At 58.6% G+C, this 15401-nt stretch carries 15 protein-coding genes; 6 read left to right on the top strand and 9 right to left on the bottom strand.

All coding sequences use genetic code 11. The features are described from left to right. Nucleotides 1–2 precede the first annotated feature (2 nt). The 7 genes from ahbB (DK847_RS06565) to DK847_RS06535 are packed head-to-tail and all read right to left on the bottom strand — an operon-like array spanning nucleotide 3 to nucleotide 6037. Complete coding sequence (gene ahbB, locus DK847_RS06565) at nucleotides 3–491, bottom strand: siroheme decarboxylase subunit beta (RefSeq protein WP_111197016.1); 489 nt, start codon at nucleotides 489–491, stop codon at nucleotides 3–5. Further along, nucleotides 488–961, bottom strand: a complete 474-nt coding sequence (locus tag DK847_RS06560; RefSeq protein ID WP_111197014.1) for an Lrp/AsnC family transcriptional regulator — start codon at nucleotides 959–961, stop codon at nucleotides 488–490. The genes ahbB (DK847_RS06565) and DK847_RS06560 overlap by 4 nt, the downstream gene beginning before the upstream one ends. Then, nucleotides 958–1947 carry a siroheme decarboxylase subunit beta gene (gene ahbB, locus DK847_RS06555; protein WP_111197012.1) on the bottom strand — a complete coding sequence of 330 codons (990 nt, stop codon included), beginning with the start codon at nucleotides 1945–1947 and terminating at the stop codon, nucleotides 958–960. Before ahbB (DK847_RS06555) ends, DK847_RS06560 begins: the two co-directional genes overlap by 4 nt. Nucleotides 1948–1949: 2 nt before the next feature. After that, nucleotides 1950–3122 (bottom strand): cytochrome D1 domain-containing protein, encoded by a 1173-nt coding sequence (locus DK847_RS06550; RefSeq protein WP_193548178.1) that lies wholly within the window; start codon nucleotides 3120–3122, stop codon nucleotides 1950–1952. Then, nucleotides 3119–3397, bottom strand: coding sequence for a c-type cytochrome (locus tag DK847_RS06545; RefSeq protein WP_245414537.1), 279 nt, complete (start codon nucleotides 3395–3397; stop codon nucleotides 3119–3121). The genes DK847_RS06550 and DK847_RS06545 overlap by 4 nt, the downstream gene beginning before the upstream one ends. Nucleotides 3398–3419: 22 nt before the next feature. Then, nucleotides 3420–4265, bottom strand: a complete 846-nt coding sequence (cobA, locus tag DK847_RS06540; RefSeq protein ID WP_204508248.1) for a uroporphyrinogen-III C-methyltransferase — start codon at nucleotides 4263–4265, stop codon at nucleotides 3420–3422. Nucleotides 4266–4279: 14 nt separating this feature from the next. Further along, nucleotides 4280–6037 (bottom strand): nitrite reductase, encoded by a 1758-nt coding sequence (locus tag DK847_RS06535; protein WP_111197006.1) that lies wholly within the window; start codon nucleotides 6035–6037, stop codon nucleotides 4280–4282. A 126-nt stretch (nucleotides 6038–6163) separates the two neighbouring features. On the opposite strand from DK847_RS06535, the gene DK847_RS06530 reads away from it, so the two are divergent. The 6 genes from DK847_RS06530 (at nucleotide 6164) to DK847_RS06505 (ending at nucleotide 13766) form a co-directional block, all read left to right on the top strand. Continuing rightward, nucleotides 6164–8197 (top strand): NosR/NirI family protein, encoded by a 2034-nt coding sequence (locus tag DK847_RS06530; protein WP_111197004.1) that lies wholly within the window; start codon nucleotides 6164–6166, stop codon nucleotides 8195–8197. A gap of 23 nt (nucleotides 8198–8220) precedes the next feature. After that, nucleotides 8221–9099 carry an FAD:protein FMN transferase gene (locus DK847_RS06525; protein WP_161957176.1) on the top strand — a complete coding sequence of 293 codons (879 nt, stop codon included), beginning with the start codon at nucleotides 8221–8223 and terminating at the stop codon, nucleotides 9097–9099. 89 nt (nucleotides 9100–9188) lie between these two features. Continuing rightward, complete coding sequence (locus DK847_RS06520) at nucleotides 9189–9641, top strand: c-type cytochrome (protein ID WP_111197000.1); 453 nt, start codon at nucleotides 9189–9191, stop codon at nucleotides 9639–9641. Between the two features lie 14 nt (nucleotides 9642–9655). After that, nucleotides 9656–11029, top strand: coding sequence for a cbb3-type cytochrome c oxidase subunit I (locus tag DK847_RS06515; RefSeq protein ID WP_111197303.1), 1374 nt, complete (start codon nucleotides 9656–9658; stop codon nucleotides 11027–11029). Next, nucleotides 11029–11838 carry a CbbQ/NirQ/NorQ/GpvN family protein gene (locus tag DK847_RS06510; protein ID WP_111196998.1) on the top strand — a complete coding sequence of 270 codons (810 nt, stop codon included), beginning with the start codon at nucleotides 11029–11031 and terminating at the stop codon, nucleotides 11836–11838. The genes DK847_RS06515 and DK847_RS06510 overlap by 1 nt, the downstream gene beginning before the upstream one ends. Before the next feature lie 8 nt (nucleotides 11839–11846). Next, nucleotides 11847–13766: a nitric oxide reductase activation protein NorD gene (locus tag DK847_RS06505; RefSeq protein ID WP_111197301.1), complete on the top strand. Its 1920-nt coding sequence runs from the start codon at nucleotides 11847–11849 to the stop codon at nucleotides 13764–13766. A gap of 4 nt (nucleotides 13767–13770) precedes the next feature. On the opposite strand, the gene DK847_RS06500 is transcribed toward DK847_RS06505, so the two are convergent. Continuing rightward, nucleotides 13771–14472 carry a Crp/Fnr family transcriptional regulator gene (locus DK847_RS06500; RefSeq protein ID WP_111196996.1) on the bottom strand — a complete coding sequence of 234 codons (702 nt, stop codon included), beginning with the start codon at nucleotides 14470–14472 and terminating at the stop codon, nucleotides 13771–13773. Between the two features lie 221 nt (nucleotides 14473–14693). Beyond that, on the bottom strand, nucleotides 14694–15401 hold the full coding sequence (locus tag DK847_RS06495; protein WP_111196994.1) for an ABC transporter ATP-binding protein: 708 nt from the start codon (nucleotides 15399–15401) through the stop codon (nucleotides 14694–14696).

Below are 15401 nucleotides of genomic sequence, written 5' to 3'. Positions count from 1 at the left end.
GATCAGTCTCCCGCTTGGGCGAGGCGCATTCCAGTTTTCTTCAGTATGCGCGTTGAGTAAAGAATGTCGCTGGCGTGACTTGCGGGACCGAGAAGGTCAGCGATCGCACATCGCTTGGCCTCCACCTCGCCTCGGTCTGCGCCATGGATCATGGCGAATAGATTATAGGGCCAGTCCGGCAATGCGCGTGGCCTCAGGTAGCAGTGTGTCACGAAGTCCAGCGCCCCAACCTTTTGGCCGAGGTCGATTGCTTCCGTATCCTCGACATCCCAGACGCTCATACCATTTGCGCTGATCCCAAGAGCGTAATGGTTCGGTGCCAGTGCAATTCTTCGGATAATGCCACGCTCACGAAGTGCGGCGAGACGCGAGAGCACCTCTTCCTCTGACAAGTCGAGCCAGCTCGCCACCTCCGCATAGGGGAATGGCGTGAGTGGAAGGCCACTCTGTGTGGCGGCGATGAGTCTTCGGTCTGTTGGATCCAAGTTCATGCGTTCACCCGGAAGCCGATGAAGAACTCCTTGAGCTTTGGAAAGCGTAACACTGGCAGCCCTGTTTCCTGTTCGATATCGTCCGCCGCCGCCCTGATGCCGTCCGGCGTCTCGCAGGCGAGAACGAACCACATGTTCAGGCGATGGCTTCGCTCATAATTATGCGCGACTTGGGGATGTGCATTGACCAAAGTCACGACCTCCTCAAACCTTTCTGCGGGCACTTCCATTGCGCAAAGGCAGAATGCGCCGCCCATGGCTTCGGCGTCAAAGAAGGGCCCGAATCGGGTGATCGCCTTGATGGTTCGCAGCCGTCGGATGCGGTCAATCAGCTCTTGCTCGCTGATGCCGAGGTCACGACCGACTTCCGTAAAGGGTTGATGAGTGAGCGGGAAGTTGGACTGGAGCTCATTGAGGATAGTCCTGTCTATGACGTCAAGCTCATTCTGGGCCAATGGTGTTCGGCTCATGCTGCAGCCTCCTTCCGATGTACCAGCGCACCCGTCTGCTTGAAGCAACGAGTGGAAAACAGGACGCGATGCGCGACGTTGGCGAACTGCGGACGTCGCTGCAGTTCCTTCACGACAGCGAGTGCCTCTTCCCGTGTGCGAGCATGCACCATGTTGTAGAGTGAGTAGGGCCACAGACCGGGAACCGTGCACCGCTGATAGCAGAGGGTAACGCCTGGAAAGCTGGCCGCCACCTGACCTGCTTCGAGAATCCGATGTTCTGGCATGTCCCAAACAACCATTGCATTTGCAGTCCACCCCATGGCGCGATGGTGTACGATAATGCCGAGTCGTGTGATGATTCCCGCCGCAATGAGCGTACCCAGGCGTTCGATTACCCACTCTTCGCTCTTTCCTAGGCTGTCTGCCATGGCAGCATAGGGGCGCGTCGCAAGGGGCATACCGAGTGAAAACAACTGCAGGAGGGGGCGGTCCTCGTCGCGGATCAACTCAAGCCGAGGTAGCACCCGGTTGGGCATGGGCGTCGACCTACCGGAAAGGCTGAAGCCGAGGTCTATGTTGAAGGGGCGCAGCAGACGCAGGTTGAGGATATGAAACCCTGTGACTGCCGATAGACGATCGAGCAGGGCCTGCAACTCATCCGAAGTCGGCGCAGTGGCGACAAACCAAAGATTCCAGTCGTCCTCGCGGAGATAGGAATGGTTGATACCGGCCTCGGCACCCACCAGCGCTGCAACCGTCTCGACCTGTTGCAGGGGAACCGACATTGCGGCGAGCGTCGACGCACCAGCCGTGTTTGGGCGGATGGTGGCTCCGACACGAGAGATGTAACCGCGCTCCGTTAAGCTCGAGAGGCGCTTGATCACCTCGCCTTCATCGATGTTCAGTACTTTCCCAATTGCGGCGTAGGGTCGCGGCGCGAGAGCCAGCCCTCGTTGGAACTCGTCAAGCAGGCGGTGGTCGATTGTGTCGATTCGATGTGGCATTGCTAGAGCCCATTGCGGTGGGCGCGCGCCGTGAAGAAGATGCCGGACGGGCTCTGAGCTGGAATCTCGCCGATCTTTGCGAAGGTAAGCGTGTCGTAGATCTGAACGACATTGGCATCACGCACGGAGATCCACACTTCAGCGCCCCGCGGTGCGAATTCCATATGCAATACGGCAGGACCTGGCTGCAGTGTCCTGACGACGGCGTGACTGCGGCTATCCACAACCTGAACGGTATCGTTCAGCGGCATCGCAAAGTTGGTCCACACGTAGGGGCTGGCAGGCTGAGAAATTATGAAGACAGGCTGACCGTGAACGGCTGTGCGGCCGGTTTCCTCGAGCGTTATGCGGTCCACCCAGAGAAGTTCATGCGCGCCCACGGCAGGCAGGACGAATTGGCCGTCAGTGAAAGCCCAGCCCTGCAAGTGAGGCATCTTGTAGACGGGAAGGTCATCTTCCTTCTTGCCATAATTCTTGAGGAAGCGAACCGGCTTCGGGTCTTTGCTCCACAGATCGATGGCGGTTACGCCCTTTTCGCCGAACAATCCCACGAGATAGGTGCTGCCGTCGTCGGTCATCACACCGTCAAAGGGGTTCTTGCCGACATCCGCCAGTTTGCGGAGTTTCATCTCGGAGCCCGACAAGTCCGCGATCCAGGTTTCGCCGGTGTCCCAAAGACTCCAAATGAAGCGGCGGCCCGGCATGTCGGCGAGGCCTATGGTCTTGGAGCCGGCAGGTATGTCCTGCACCATTTCGAGGGTATCGGCATCGAATACTCGCACGCCACCTGGTTCGTAGTTTGAGACGGCAACCAGCTTTCCGTCGTCCGAGATTGCGCCTCCAATGGAGTTGCCAGCCTGGACGACCCGACCCGCAATGCTGCGGTTGACCATGTCCACCTTGGTGAGTCCCCCATCGCGGCCAAAAACGTAGGCGAAGCGCTCGTCCGGCGAATAGGTCAAACTTGCATGTGAGAGGTCACCTAATCCCTCGATTCTGCCAACGGCCGAATGCGCAAGGCGATCTACGAGAACCAGCGATCCGGAGGCGCGCTCGACGACGAGGCCAAGTCCTCCGGTCGCCATTGTGCCCGGTTGGCCCGCGGCAGCCGTGCGGATCAGCGGCGAGGCGCCGAACAGCACCGCACCGGAGAGTATCGAACGGCGCGTGATCATTGGAGTTTTCCTCCTTTCAGGTAGTTGGCAATCCACAGTGCCTCGGACTCTGCAAGCAGCGGTCGCCACGGCGGCATTGCGGTTCCAGGAACACCGTCAAGGATAATGCTGGCAATTGTCTGCTGGTCCACTCCGGCCAGGGCCTCAGGGGTCAACGGCTTTCCGAGGCCGCCCTTCATCGTCAGGCCGTGGCAGGACCCGCAGTCCTGTTTCACCACATGTTCAAGGCGCCTGCTGTCCTCGGCAAGTGAACTTCCCGCAGACAGCAATGCCATGAGCCCGGCAATTGCCACTCGGCTAGCCATTGTCCGCCATCTCGCACTCAAGCAAGCCGTCGATCGGCGCCGCGGGCGTTCCTGCAACATAGAGCGACACGACGGATCCTATGATGAACAGCGCTGGTACTTCGGACGTATGCCCTGCCGCATCACACGCAATCCGAGAAAGGTTGGAGAGCCTGCGTTCCTCGCGCGGGGTTGTGGCGGCAGCCACCATCAATACTGGTGTCGACATGGATAGACCGTGCTCAACCAGGCGCGTGGCGATCTCTCCGATGCTCGAAACTCCCATGTAAACAACGAGTGTTGTCTCACCGCTAGCGAGGCTTTGCCAGTCAAGGTCGAGTTCGGCGTCACGTGCACGATGCCCGGTAACGTAGCGGACGCCGGTGGCAAGCCCACGGTGGGTCAGCGGTACACCTGCTGAGGCAGCAGCGCCCTGTGCGGCAGTGATGCCGGGCACATAGCAAACGCCAATGCCTGCCTCGGAGAGTGCTTGGGCTTCCTCACTTCCCCGTCCAAATATGAGTGGATCCCCACCCTTCAGGCGTGTGACATTGAGCCCTTGGAGCGCCAGGCTCACCAGCAATTCATTGATCTCGTCCTGTGGAACGGCGTGATAGCGTGGAAGTTTCCCCACATCGATACGCCGGATATGGGAGGGGACGAGGGCCATGATCTCGGACGAAACAAGCCTGTCGTGCACGACCACATCGGATTGCTCTATGGCTTTCAAGGCACGTAGCGTCAGCAGTTCAGGGTCTCCGGGGCCGGCGCCTACGAGCGTGACCTTTCCCATGTGCGGGTTTCTCATCGCATCAGCCTCGTCGAAGGTTGAAGGGTGACGGCGGGAGGCATCAGCCACCCGCCGCCTCTGGATCAGTAGACGTCTTCGCGGGTATTGAAGACATTGAACTTACCGGTCGGGGTCACGAGGCGCTTGTCCTTGATCACCTTCTTCAGTTGCAGTGTCTTGTCGTCGACGACCACGATTGCCGATTCCTCGGAGGCCTTGCCCCAGACTGAGAACCACACTTCGGTGCCATCCTCATTGAATTCGGGCTGGACTACGCGCGGCTGGCCTTCGGCAATGCCCGACCATTCGACAATTGGCAGGGTCGTGATCTCGGGATCGCCATCTTTCGTCATTTTCGAGATGTCGAACACCGCAACCGACGATGAGATTGACGCCTCGGGGTTAAGCGGAGCATCGACATAGAGATGCTGCGACTTGGGGTGGGTCTTGATGAACAGCGATCCGCCGCCCAGAGCCGGGAAGCTGTCAACGACCTTCCAGGCGTTATCGGGATGGCCTTCAGGGTCGGTTCCGATCAGGGCGACTGAATCGTCGCCAAGATGGGATGTGGCCCAGACGGGGCCAAACACCGGATGCACGAAGTTGGCGCCACGACCTGGGTGGGGAGTCTGGCCACCGGTTTCCACCAGTGCGACCAACTTGTCCTCCTTGGTGTCGACGACCGCGACCTTCCCACGGGCGTTGGCAGCCACCAGGAAGTAGCGCTTGGTGCTGTCGAAACCGCCATCGTGCAGGAAGCGTTCTGCTTCGATCTCGACGGTTTTCAGGTTCTTGATGTCCGAGTAGTCGACCAACAGGATCTTGCCCGTCTCCTTCACGTTTACGATGAACTCGGGCTTGAAGTGCGACGAAACGATCGACGCCACACGAGGTTCGGGGTGATAAACCTGCTCATCATAGATGTTGCCGCGGGTAGAGACGATCTTCTTTGGCTCCAGCGTGTTGCCGTCCATGATTACGTATTGCGGCGGCCAATAAGCACCGGCGATCGCGTACTTGTCTTCGAACCCCTTGAATTTGGAGGTCTCAATTGAACGGGCCTCCGAGCCAATCTTGATTTCAGCGACAGGTGCCGGCGGGTTCATCCAGAGATCAATCATCACCACCTTGCCGTCGCGCCCGATCACGAAGAGATATCGGCCTGAAGCGGAGATGCGGCTGATATGTACTGCATAGCCGGTGTCGATGATTGCCTTGATTTCATAGGTGCCCCCGTCAATCAAAGCCACCTGTCCGGCGTCACGGAGGGTTACCGACATGAGATTGTCGATGTTTATGTCGTTCAGCTTCTTGGTTGGACGGTCCTCAGGCTTAACGATGAGCTTCCAGGAAGCGCGCATCTCGGGCATGCCAAACTCTGGGGGGGCAGGCGGGTCGAGCAGCAGGTAGCGGGCCATCATGTCGACGGTGGCTTCATCGAGTTGTCCGGAGGTGCCCCAGTTGGGCATACCGGCGGGAGATCCGTAGGTGATGAAGTTCTTCAAGTAGTCGTAGCCCTTGTCAGGCGAACGCGTGAGGTCAGGCGTCAATGGCTTGCCGGTGGCGCCCTTGCGCAATACTCCGTGGCAACCGGCACACCGCTCGAAATAGATCTCTGTTGCCTTCTGGAACTCCTCCTGGCTCATTACCGGGTCGTTTTCCTTGCGGCCTGGAATCTCGACCTTGATCTGGCCGAGCGTCGTCATCGACGGTTGATAGGCCGCAGCGGGCGTGTCGCCGTGCGTTTTGGGCTTTTCGTCTGCGAGACCAGCACCAGCTGCCACGCCCAAGATGGCGCATGACAGCAGAAGTCTCCTGGCAAGGGTGGCGGGGAATCTCATGTTTGTCTCTCCATTCGTCGGGTGGGGCCATGCAACCATGCATCTGACGAGAGTGCGCTGCCTTGACTTTCGTTAAGGAGAGGGTGGCGCGCTCGGTCCAAGGTCTCCCTCGTCCATGGAGGCCAGATGCGCCTTGTTGCCCTGATCATTCTGCTTGCTCTGGCCTTTGTTGTGCCGGCTGAGGCGGCCGTCACGCCGGAGGCGATCGTGGTCACCGCACCGGACGCGGCACTCGCCGCTCGACTTCTTGGCGTAAGCGAACCCGTGAGCGTGCAACGAACAGAGGCCGGGGTGCCTGGCTGGACGGTCACGTCATCGGCCGGTCTGGCCGGCTACATTGGATCGAGCTGGGAAATCGCAAATACGGTGGGCTATTCCGGGCGGCCAATTGACGTTCTGGTTGCGGTGTCGCCGGAGGGTTTTATCGCCGGTGCCGCGCTGGTTCAGCATAATGAACCTGTACTGACATTAGGCATCTCTGACGACGACATCCGGAATTATGTCAATGGTTTCAAGGGCGTTGATCTTCATGTCAGTCGCAAGAACATTCTCGAAAGTCAGTCTGACCTTCCCGACGTCATTGCGCGCGCCACGGTTTCAACAGGCGTGATCCGTGACGGCGTGCTGCGGACTGCACGCACTCTGGCCATTGCCCGAGGCCTTCTTGCCGGCGGAAGTGGCATAGACAGGATTGACTTCACGCCCTTGGACTGGACCGCAATCATCGACAGGGGGGTACTCACCCATGCCAGAATGAGCATGGACGAGGCCTCCAGGATATTCGAACACGCCGTCGTCCCGGTACCAGCCGGAAATGGTGCCTTCCTGGACCTCTATGCCGGCATCGTTGACTCTCCCACGGCGGGAAGAAATCTCCTGGGACAACAGGCCTATACCGAGGCGGTCGGCGCTATCGGCCCCGGTGAGAGTGTTTTGCTGATCGCGACGACCGGACTTCATTCGCATCGTGGTACGGATTGGAAGCGAACGGGCAGTTTTGAGCGAATTGCGATCGTCCAAGGCGAGACGCGATATACACCGCAGGCGGGCGACTATCTCTTCATAAAGAACCTCCGCGCAGCCGGTGCACCAGAATTCAAGGAAGTGAGCGTCTTTCGGCTACCGCAGGTGATCGATCCAGCGAAGCCATTACGCATCGAGATCACGGCCTCACGGCCAATGACGAGTGGCGGCGAGAAACAGGCGAGCGTTGTTGCAGACTACACCATTCCGCAATTCATGCTCAGTCAGTCATCAGAGACCTCCGAGCCGCTGTGGCGTGAAATCTGGTCAAAGAAGCGCCTTGAGACCTTCCTGGTCGCAAGCATGCTTGTGATACTGACGTTGATTCTCTTTGCGCAGGACTGGATCACCAGGAAGCCGCGTCTGTGGCGCAATCTTCGACTGGGCTTTCTGACTGCGACACTGCTTTTGCTTGGTTGGGGCATTAACGGGCAACTCTCGGTCGTTCAGGTCGTTGCTTTTATTCACTCGCTACTATCTGGGTTCCGGTGGGAGACCTTCCTCATGGACCCTGTCATCTTCATGCTCTGGGGCTTTGTCGCGCTCGGATTGCTGTTTTGGGGCAGGGGGGTCTACTGCGGATGGCTCTGCCCCTTTGGGGCGCTGCAGGAGTTGCTGAATGTTCTGGCACAACGGATCGGAGTACGGCAAATAGCAGTTCGACAAGGGCTTCATGAGCGGCTGTGGGTCATCAAGTACACCATATTCGTCGGCATCCTGGGGCTCTCATTCTATTCCATGCATGATGCGCTGGTCATGGCGGAGGCTGAGCCCTTCAAGACCGCAATATCACTGCGGATGATTCGCGCCTGGCCATTCGTGGCCTTTGTCGTCGTCTTGTTGTTCGCCGGCCTGTTCATTGAACGATTTTTTTGCCGCTATCTGTGCCCTCTTGGAGCAGGATTGGCGATTCCCGCGAAACTCAAGATTTTCGATTGGCTCAAGCGCCGGCCGCAGTGTGGTCGCGAGTGCCGCCTTTGTGAGACCAAATGTACCGTTGGGGCCATCGACCCGCTCGGCCGCATCAATCCCAACGAGTGTGTGCTCTGTCTGAGATGTCAGGTGATCATGGGTGACAATACTCAATGTCCGGTGCTGAAGCGTCGTGCGCGCTCTGGAGAGGGGGCTACCGTATGAGTTTCATGACGAGATCAGGCACAATGAATCGTCGACGCTTCCTGGCAATCTCCGCCGCCGCGCTGGCGGCGTCCTCTGCTACGGCTTTGGCCGAGCCGACGATCTGGAGTGGCTATGCGCTTGGCGCTGAAGTCAAGATTTCCTTGGTCGGTGGCACCCCTGAACAGGCCCTCCGCACATTTGGCAAGATGGAAGCAGTCCTGAATGGCGTCGAGGAACACTTTTCGCTGTACCGCGACTCAGCACTGACACGCCTCAACCGCATTGGCCGTCTGACTCATCCGCCAACTGCAATGATTTCGCTATTCCAGTTGGTCGATCATATCCATGCAGCCACAGAGGGGCTCTTCGACCCGACAATTCTACCGTTATGGCTCGCGATAGCAGGGTCCGGTGATGTCAAGCACGCTCAGCAACTCGTCGGCTGGCACCGTGTTCACGTTTCGGAGGACGAAATCGCCTTGGAGCCTGGCATGCAACTGACGTTCAACGGCATTGCGCAGGGGCATGCCGCCGACCTGGTCGCGCTGCTTCTGGCGGAAGAGGGTTATCGAGACGTAATGATTGATACGGGCGAAATCTCAGCACGTGGCTTGCGGCCCGATGGCAAGTGCTGGCGGGCCGACATTATGCTTCCGAGTGGTCGCCTGGTGGGGCGGGCTGAGCTTTCTGACATGGCGCTGGCGGTATCTTCGCCCGAAGGGACAAGGATCGGTCCAGGAGCGCCCCATATTGTCAATCCCAGAGAGCAGCTTCCGCCAGTCTGGAAGTTGGCGGCGGTCTCTGCTTCAAGTGCGGCAGTCGCCGATGGTCTATCAACGGCCTTTTGCCTTATGGACAGGAGCGCTATCGACCGGACACTGGCTGTCCTCCCCGAGGTTCACCTCCAGGCCATTATTTAGAGCCGGTTGACTTTCGTTAAGGCGCGCGTCGCTCCCGCGACTAAAACATGCATAGTTGTTACAATTTTGTCTTCGGGGAGGAGAGCGCAATGCGTGAGGTCCTGACGAAGAACATGGCCCGTAACATCTTTTATGGCGGGTCGCTGTTCTTCATCGTCATCTTTGTAGGGCTGTCGATCCAGAGCCACTACTATATCGTCAATAAATCCACCGATTCCGCGGGGCTGACAGCCAGCGTGGCCGCCGGCAAGCACGTATGGGAAAAGAATAGCTGCATTAACTGCCATACAATCCTCGGCGAAGGAGCATATTTCGCTCCTGAACTTGGCAATGTGATGAAGAGGTGGAAGGTGCAGGACGATCCCGCAGCCGCCACCGAGATGCTGAAAGGCTGGATGACCTCGATGCCCACGGGCATCGAAGGCCGGCGGCAGATGCCGCACTTCAACCTCACCGACGAGGAATTCAAGAACCTTGCCGACTTCCTGCTGTGGACGGGCAAGATCAATACCCAAAACTGGCCGCCGAACGACGCGGGCTGAGGAGGCAGAGCATCATGAAGTATCACACACAGAAGATCGCGCTTGCCTACTTCACGGTGGCCATGGCGCTGTTTACCGTGCAGGTCTCGATCGGCCTGCTCATGGGCTGGATCTACGTCGAACCGAATTTCCTCAGTACCATCCTCCCCTTCAATATCGCGCGTATGCTGCACACCAACAGCCTCATCGTATGGTTGCTGCTTGGCTTCTTTGGCGCAGCCTATTACCTGATACCCGAGGAATCGGAACGCGAAATCCACTCGCCGGCATTGGCCTACGTCCAACTCGCCATTCTTGTGCTGGGGACATTGGGCGTGGTCGTCACCTACCTGTTCAATCTGTTTGAGGGCAACTACTTCCTGGGTAAGCAGGGACGTGAGTTCCTGGAGCAGCCAACTTGGGTCAAGGCTGGTATTGTGGTTGCTGCGCTGATCTTCCTCTACAATGTCTCGATGACGACGTTGAAGGGCCGGAAGACCGCTATCACCAACATCCTGCTTCTCGGTCTGTGGGGACTGGCGCTCCTGTTTCTCTTTGCCTTCTACAATCCGTCCAACCTAGCGGTGGACAAGCAGTACTGGTGGTACGTCGTCCATCTCTGGGTGGAAGGCGTATGGGAATTGATCATGGCATCGATCCTCGCCTTCCTCATGCTGAAGCTGACGGGCGTCGACCGTGAGGTTGTGGAGAAGTGGCTCTACGTTATCGTGGCGACCGCGCTGTTCTCGGGCATCCTTGGCACCGGGCACCACTATTACTGGATCGGCACACCTGCATATTGGCAGTGGACCGGTTCGATCTTCTCGTCGCTTGAGATCATCCCGTTCTTCGCCATGATGTCCTTCGCCTTTGTCATGGTGTGGAAGGGACGCCGTGATCATCCGAACAAGGCAGCACTCCTCTGGAGCCTTGGTTGTGGTGTGCTGTCCTTCTTCGGAGCCGGCGTGTGGGGCTTCCTGCACACTCTGCACGGAGTGAACTTCTATACCCACGGTACCCAGATCACGGCGGCTCACGGCCACCTGGCTTTCTATGGAGCCTACGTTTGCGTCAACCTCGCGATCATCACCTATGCCATGCCGATCCTGCGCGGGCGTGATCCCTATAACCAAGTGCTCAATATGGCTTCCTTCTGGCTGATGAGCAGCGGGATGGTATTCATGACCGTCACGCTGACCTTCGCCGGGGCACTGCAGACCCACCTGCAACGGGTGATGGGCATGAACTATATGGACGTTCAGGACCAGCTGTGGATGTTCTACGCGATGCGCTTCGGTTCCGGCGTTGCGGTGGTTTTGGGAGCACTGCTGTTCATCTACTCGGTGATGTTCCCGCGTCGTGAAGTGATCGCCCGCGGTCCGTCGCTTGCGGCAACTCCGGCGGAGTGATGCTCATGCATGGCATGATATCGGTGAAGGGGGCAGAGGCCCCCTTCTATCTACCCCAGGGCGATGAATGTGAAGTTTTCGAGCTTGCCCACGCCAACGAACTGCCCTTGCTGTTGAAAGGACCGACAGGTTGCGGCAAGACTCGATTTGTGGCCCACATGGCTTCTCGGCTGGGCCGGCCGCTGCACACGGTTGCTTGCCATGACGATCTGGCCGCAGCCGACCTCATCGGACGCTACCTCCTCAAGGGAGGTGAGACGGTTTGGGTTGACGGTCCTTTGACGCGCGCGGTCCGCGAGGGAGCAATCTGCTATCTCGATGAAGTCGTTGAGGCGCGGAGGGATGTCACTGTCGTGCTGCATCCGCTGACCGATGACCGGCGCATCTTGCCCATCGACCGTACTGGAGAAGAACTCGAGGCTGCGCCTGGCTTCATGCTGGTCGCTTCCTATAACCCCGGGTACCAGAATATTCTCAAGACACTGAAGCCGTCCACCCGGCAGCGCTTTGTATCGTTGGAATTCAACTTTCCACGTCCAGAACACGAGGTTCCGGTGGTTGCCCGCGAAAGCGGTCTCCCCGAGGACCGGGTGCGACCGCTGGTTCGATTGGCCAACAAGTTGCGTGCACTTAAAGGCCAGGATCTCGAAGAAGGTGTCTCCACCCGCCTCGTGGTTTATGCGGCAACTCTCATCCAGCGCGGCATGCCGGTCGAACGCGCCATCCGTGCCGCCATGATCGAGCCGCTCACCGATGACGCAGATGTGAAACGTGGGCTCCTCGATCTCGTCACCGCCGTATTCGGGTGAGGCCGGCGGTGTCCGGGATCGATATCGCGCCATGGGAACCCGAGGAAACCATCGGGAAACTCTGGCACGTGCTTGCCAGCCGTCTTGACGCCCCCCTCGTCAACGATGGAGCCCGGGTCAACCTCTCAGAGGTTGGCGGACGGCTGGCCGTATTGTTCCGCGGCCTTGGCGGTAGCCCGGCGGTGGATTTGCGCGCGGCGCCGGAGGAAGCATCCCGCCACCGCCTCGGCCTCCTGCGGCGTCTGGGCAACTCCGAGGAGCGAGTACCACATGCCAGCTTTGACGGCGAAACACTACGCTTGCCGGAAAGCCTTAACGTGTTTCCTGCGCGGGAAGCCAACGCTGCGCTTTATGTCTGGCTTGCTGCCTGCTCTGCCCACGCCGGTCCGGCAATCGAGGAGGACGATCCGCTGAAGGCGGATATGGCCGCAATCGAGGCAGCGCGCCTGATGGTTGACCATACGCTGGAAGCAGCTCCTGGCTTCAGGCCGCTATATGCTGAACTCTGCCGTGCGGTGCTATCCAACCGCCCTCGAGCGGCATTGCCGGCCGTAGAAGCGCAGGTGGAGATGTTAATTCGTCGAGCTCTTGGAGATGAGGGGCCGACGCCAGCTGAACTCGTTCTTGAGCGAGCCCCGCGTGGTTACCGCGCCTTCCGGCCAGTACCGCTCTGGCCCGACCTGGGACGACCTGGTCGCTGTGAAGCAAGTGGTGTAGAAACTCGCGCAACCGATGGTGCTCCCGAGGAAGGCGAGGGTTCACGAACCCATCGCGCGCGTCGGCGCAAGTCGGACCAGGCGGAGCGCAAAGACAGCTTCATTCTGCACAAGTTCGAGGCGCTCCTGAGCTGGGCCGAGTTCATCAATCTCAACCGTCGTGTTGAGGATGACGACACGGATGATGCGAAGAAGGCAGCCGATGACCAGGACGAGATCGGGCTCGGTCAGATATCGAAAGCGCCTGCCACGCGGCTGAAGCTCCATCTCGATCTGGCTCCAGAGGACGTTGATCGTGAGGCACTCTCAGCTGCGCTGACCTATCCTGAATGGGATGTGCGCAGTGGCTCATATCTCAAAAGTCATGTCCGTGTCCTGGCGTCCAGGATCGACGCTTGTGGTGACACCGTCGAGGCACGCTTCGATCCAAGGGCACGGGCTCGCATCCTGGCGGTGAAACGTCAGTTCGAGGCGCTGCGCCCCGCACGCCTTACTGTCAGCGGGTGCATCGACGGCGATGACCTTGACATGGATCGCACAGTGCGTGCTCGTGCGGACTTTCTGGCAACCGGTGATTCCGATGACCGTATCTGGACACAGGTGAGGCCGCAGAAGAGAGACCTTGCAGTATCGATCCTGCTTGATATCTCCCGATCAACGCAGGCTGCATTGCCGGGCCATGGGCACGATGGTCGCAGTGTTATCGACATCGAGCGCGAAGCGCTTGCAGCTCTCGCCTGGGGCCTTGATGCCTGCGGTGACGACTTCGCCATTAACGCCTTCTCGTCACTGAAGCGCGACCGTGTCTACGTCCAGTGCGCGAAGGATTTCGGAGAGCCCATGACGGGCCTCATAGAACAGCGGATTGCTGGCCTGAAGCCCGGTTTCTACACTCGCCTGGGTGCTGCAATCCGCCATGCTTCTGCAGGCCTCACACGAGAACCACGCAAGCGCCGCCTGCTTCTGGTAATCACCGATGGCAAACCCAACGACCTCGATCATTACGAAGGGCGCCACGGCATCGAGGATAGCCACATGGCCGTGCGAGAGGCGCGCAGTGCCGGCCATGCTGTCTTTGGCATTACCATCGAACGTGATGGCAAGTCGTGGTTCCCTCGCATCTTCGGACAGGGCGCCTATGCATTGGTTCCACATCCCGAGAAACTAACGCAAATCCTGCCTGCGATCTATCGACAGCTGGCTTCGGGCTGAGGAATCAGGATTTCGACCATGAGAGGGCTGGATCTTCGTTCGCCAGTTCACGAAGCGTCTTGAGGTCGCTGATGCTCGCATTGTTCAGCTTTACAGTTACGCCATAGTCACGCAACTTTGCGAATGCCCTAGAAAGACTCTCAGGCTTGAGGCCCAATCTTCCTGCAATCAGCGCCTTGTCATATGGCAAAACAACCTCGCATGACCCGATTTCGCAGGGCGCAAGTTCAAGGAGGAATTCGGCTACCCTTTGGGCACCGGTCCGAGCCTTGAGTTGTTCCACTTGGGCGACAAGGCCCTGGAGGTGGATGAATGCTGCCGATAGAATTGAAAGGGCGATCTCAGGAGATTCTCTGATGCGGTTGATCAGGGTGTCAACCGGCACCATGACGAGGCGGCAATCGGTGGCCGCTTCCGCCGTGACGGGGTAATTTCCATTCCGGAAGGCGATGCCCTCGCCGAAACTGGCACCTTTTGTAAACACGGCTACGACCGCTTCCGAGCCGTTGGGGGATATCCGATAGAGTTTCACCCATCCCTCGGTAACGATGAAAATGGCCTTGGCCTGTTCTCCTTGAAGGAAGATTGTCGATCCCCGATCGAACTCATGCACTGCCGAAGCGGACAGTAGAGCATCGACAATGGGCGGCGGAATGCTCTTCAAGAGGGGGCTGCAGCGGGCGATATGCTCCTGCTCTGCAATCATCCTGCTGACCCTTTCCCTACTTGCGTTTCCAATAGCCACGGGATGGCTGCTGTATTTCGGCACTGCAACCAAAGGGATGATTACGCGGTTTTGGCTTGTACGGAACTGCTTTAGATCAATCCATGTATGGCGTCTGTCACCGTTTTAGACATTGAATGCGCAAGATGTGGCTATAAATACACTCTTAAGTAAGCGATATTCTCTGTTTTCCGGATGCACGCTCATTCAACACCGGGTCCATCGCTGCTCAGCATTCCGTCTCGCAGGTGGATCAATCTATCAAAGCGGTCGAATATCTTTTCATCGTGGGTGACCGTCACGATGCAGGCCTGCTGCTCGGCTGCCAACTTGCGCAGGAGGTCCATTACCAGTTGGGCTCGCTTGCTGTCCAAGGCGGCAGTTGGCTCATCGGCCAGAATGATGCGGGGTTGGTTAGCCAGCGCCCGTGCGATCGCCACGCGCTGGGCTTCGCCACCCGACAGAAGAGCCGGCTTGGCTGCGGCACGGCGGCCCACCTCGAGATAGTCTAGCAGTTGACGTGATCGTTCCCGAGCTTTGTCAGCCGGCCAGCGAGCTAGATCGAGAACCACAGAGACATTCTCTTCCGCGGTGAGAAAAGGTAGAAGATTGTGCGACTGGAAAATGAATCCGATCTTCTCCAGACGCAGGCGCCGAAGGTCTCTTCTGAGCCAGTGTCCGTCAAAGACCGGCTCCCCATCGAGTGTCACGCGTCCGGCCGAGGGGGCCAGGATGCAGCCTATGATGTTCAACAGCGTCGTCTTGCCTGATCCCGATGGCCCAAGCAGCGCAATGACCTCGCCGGCTCTTACCTGGAGATCAATGGAGCGCAAGGCGTCAACACGCGTTTCACCCTCGCCGTAGTGCTTGGCAATCCCCTGCAGGTCGATCAGGACATCTTCCCGGGTCAT

The organism is Aestuariivirga litoralis, assembly GCF_003234965.1.
In the GTDB taxonomy this organism is placed as follows: domain Bacteria; phylum Pseudomonadota; class Alphaproteobacteria; order Rhizobiales; family Aestuariivirgaceae; genus Aestuariivirga; species Aestuariivirga litoralis.
Note: the sequence above shows the minus strand (reverse complement) of the source record. Positions and strands in the feature narration are given on the sequence as shown.

Bases quoted from the DNA above. Each gene is read 5' to 3' on its own strand.
- DK847_RS06510 (WP_111196998.1), top strand. From the start codon at position 11,029: ATGCTCATGCATGGCATGATATCGGTGAAGGGGGCAGAGGCCCCCTTC.
- DK847_RS06520 (WP_111197000.1), top strand. From the start codon at position 9,189: ATGCGTGAGGTCCTGACGAAGAACATGGCCCGTAACATCTTTTATGGC.
- ahbB (WP_111197012.1), bottom strand. From the start codon at position 1,947: ATGCCACATCGAATCGACACAATCGACCACCGCCTGCTTGACGAGTTC.
- DK847_RS06525 (WP_161957176.1), top strand. From the start codon at position 8,221: ATGAATCGTCGACGCTTCCTGGCAATCTCCGCCGCCGCGCTGGCGGCG.
- DK847_RS06530 (WP_111197004.1), top strand. From the start codon at position 6,164: ATGCGCCTTGTTGCCCTGATCATTCTGCTTGCTCTGGCCTTTGTTGTG.
- DK847_RS06500 (WP_111196996.1), bottom strand. From the start codon at position 14,472: ATGATTGCAGAGCAGGAGCATATCGCCCGCTGCAGCCCCCTCTTGAAG.
- DK847_RS06545 (WP_245414537.1), bottom strand. From the start codon at position 3,397: ATGGCATTGCTGTCTGCGGGAAGTTCACTTGCCGAGGACAGCAGGCGC.
- DK847_RS06495 (WP_111196994.1), bottom strand. From the start codon at position 15,401: ATGACCCGGGAAGATGTCCTGATCGACCTGCAGGGGATTGCCAAGCAC.
- DK847_RS06550 (WP_193548178.1), bottom strand. From the start codon at position 3,122: ATGATCACGCGCCGTTCGATACTCTCCGGTGCGGTGCTGTTCGGCGCC.
- DK847_RS06560 (WP_111197014.1), bottom strand. From the start codon at position 961: ATGAGCCGAACACCATTGGCCCAGAATGAGCTTGACGTCATAGACAGG.
- DK847_RS06535 (WP_111197006.1), bottom strand. From the start codon at position 6,037: ATGAGATTCCCCGCCACCCTTGCCAGGAGACTTCTGCTGTCATGCGCC.
- ahbB (WP_111197016.1), bottom strand. From the start codon at position 491: ATGAACTTGGATCCAACAGACCGAAGACTCATCGCCGCCACACAGAGT.
- DK847_RS06515 (WP_111197303.1), top strand. From the start codon at position 9,656: ATGAAGTATCACACACAGAAGATCGCGCTTGCCTACTTCACGGTGGCC.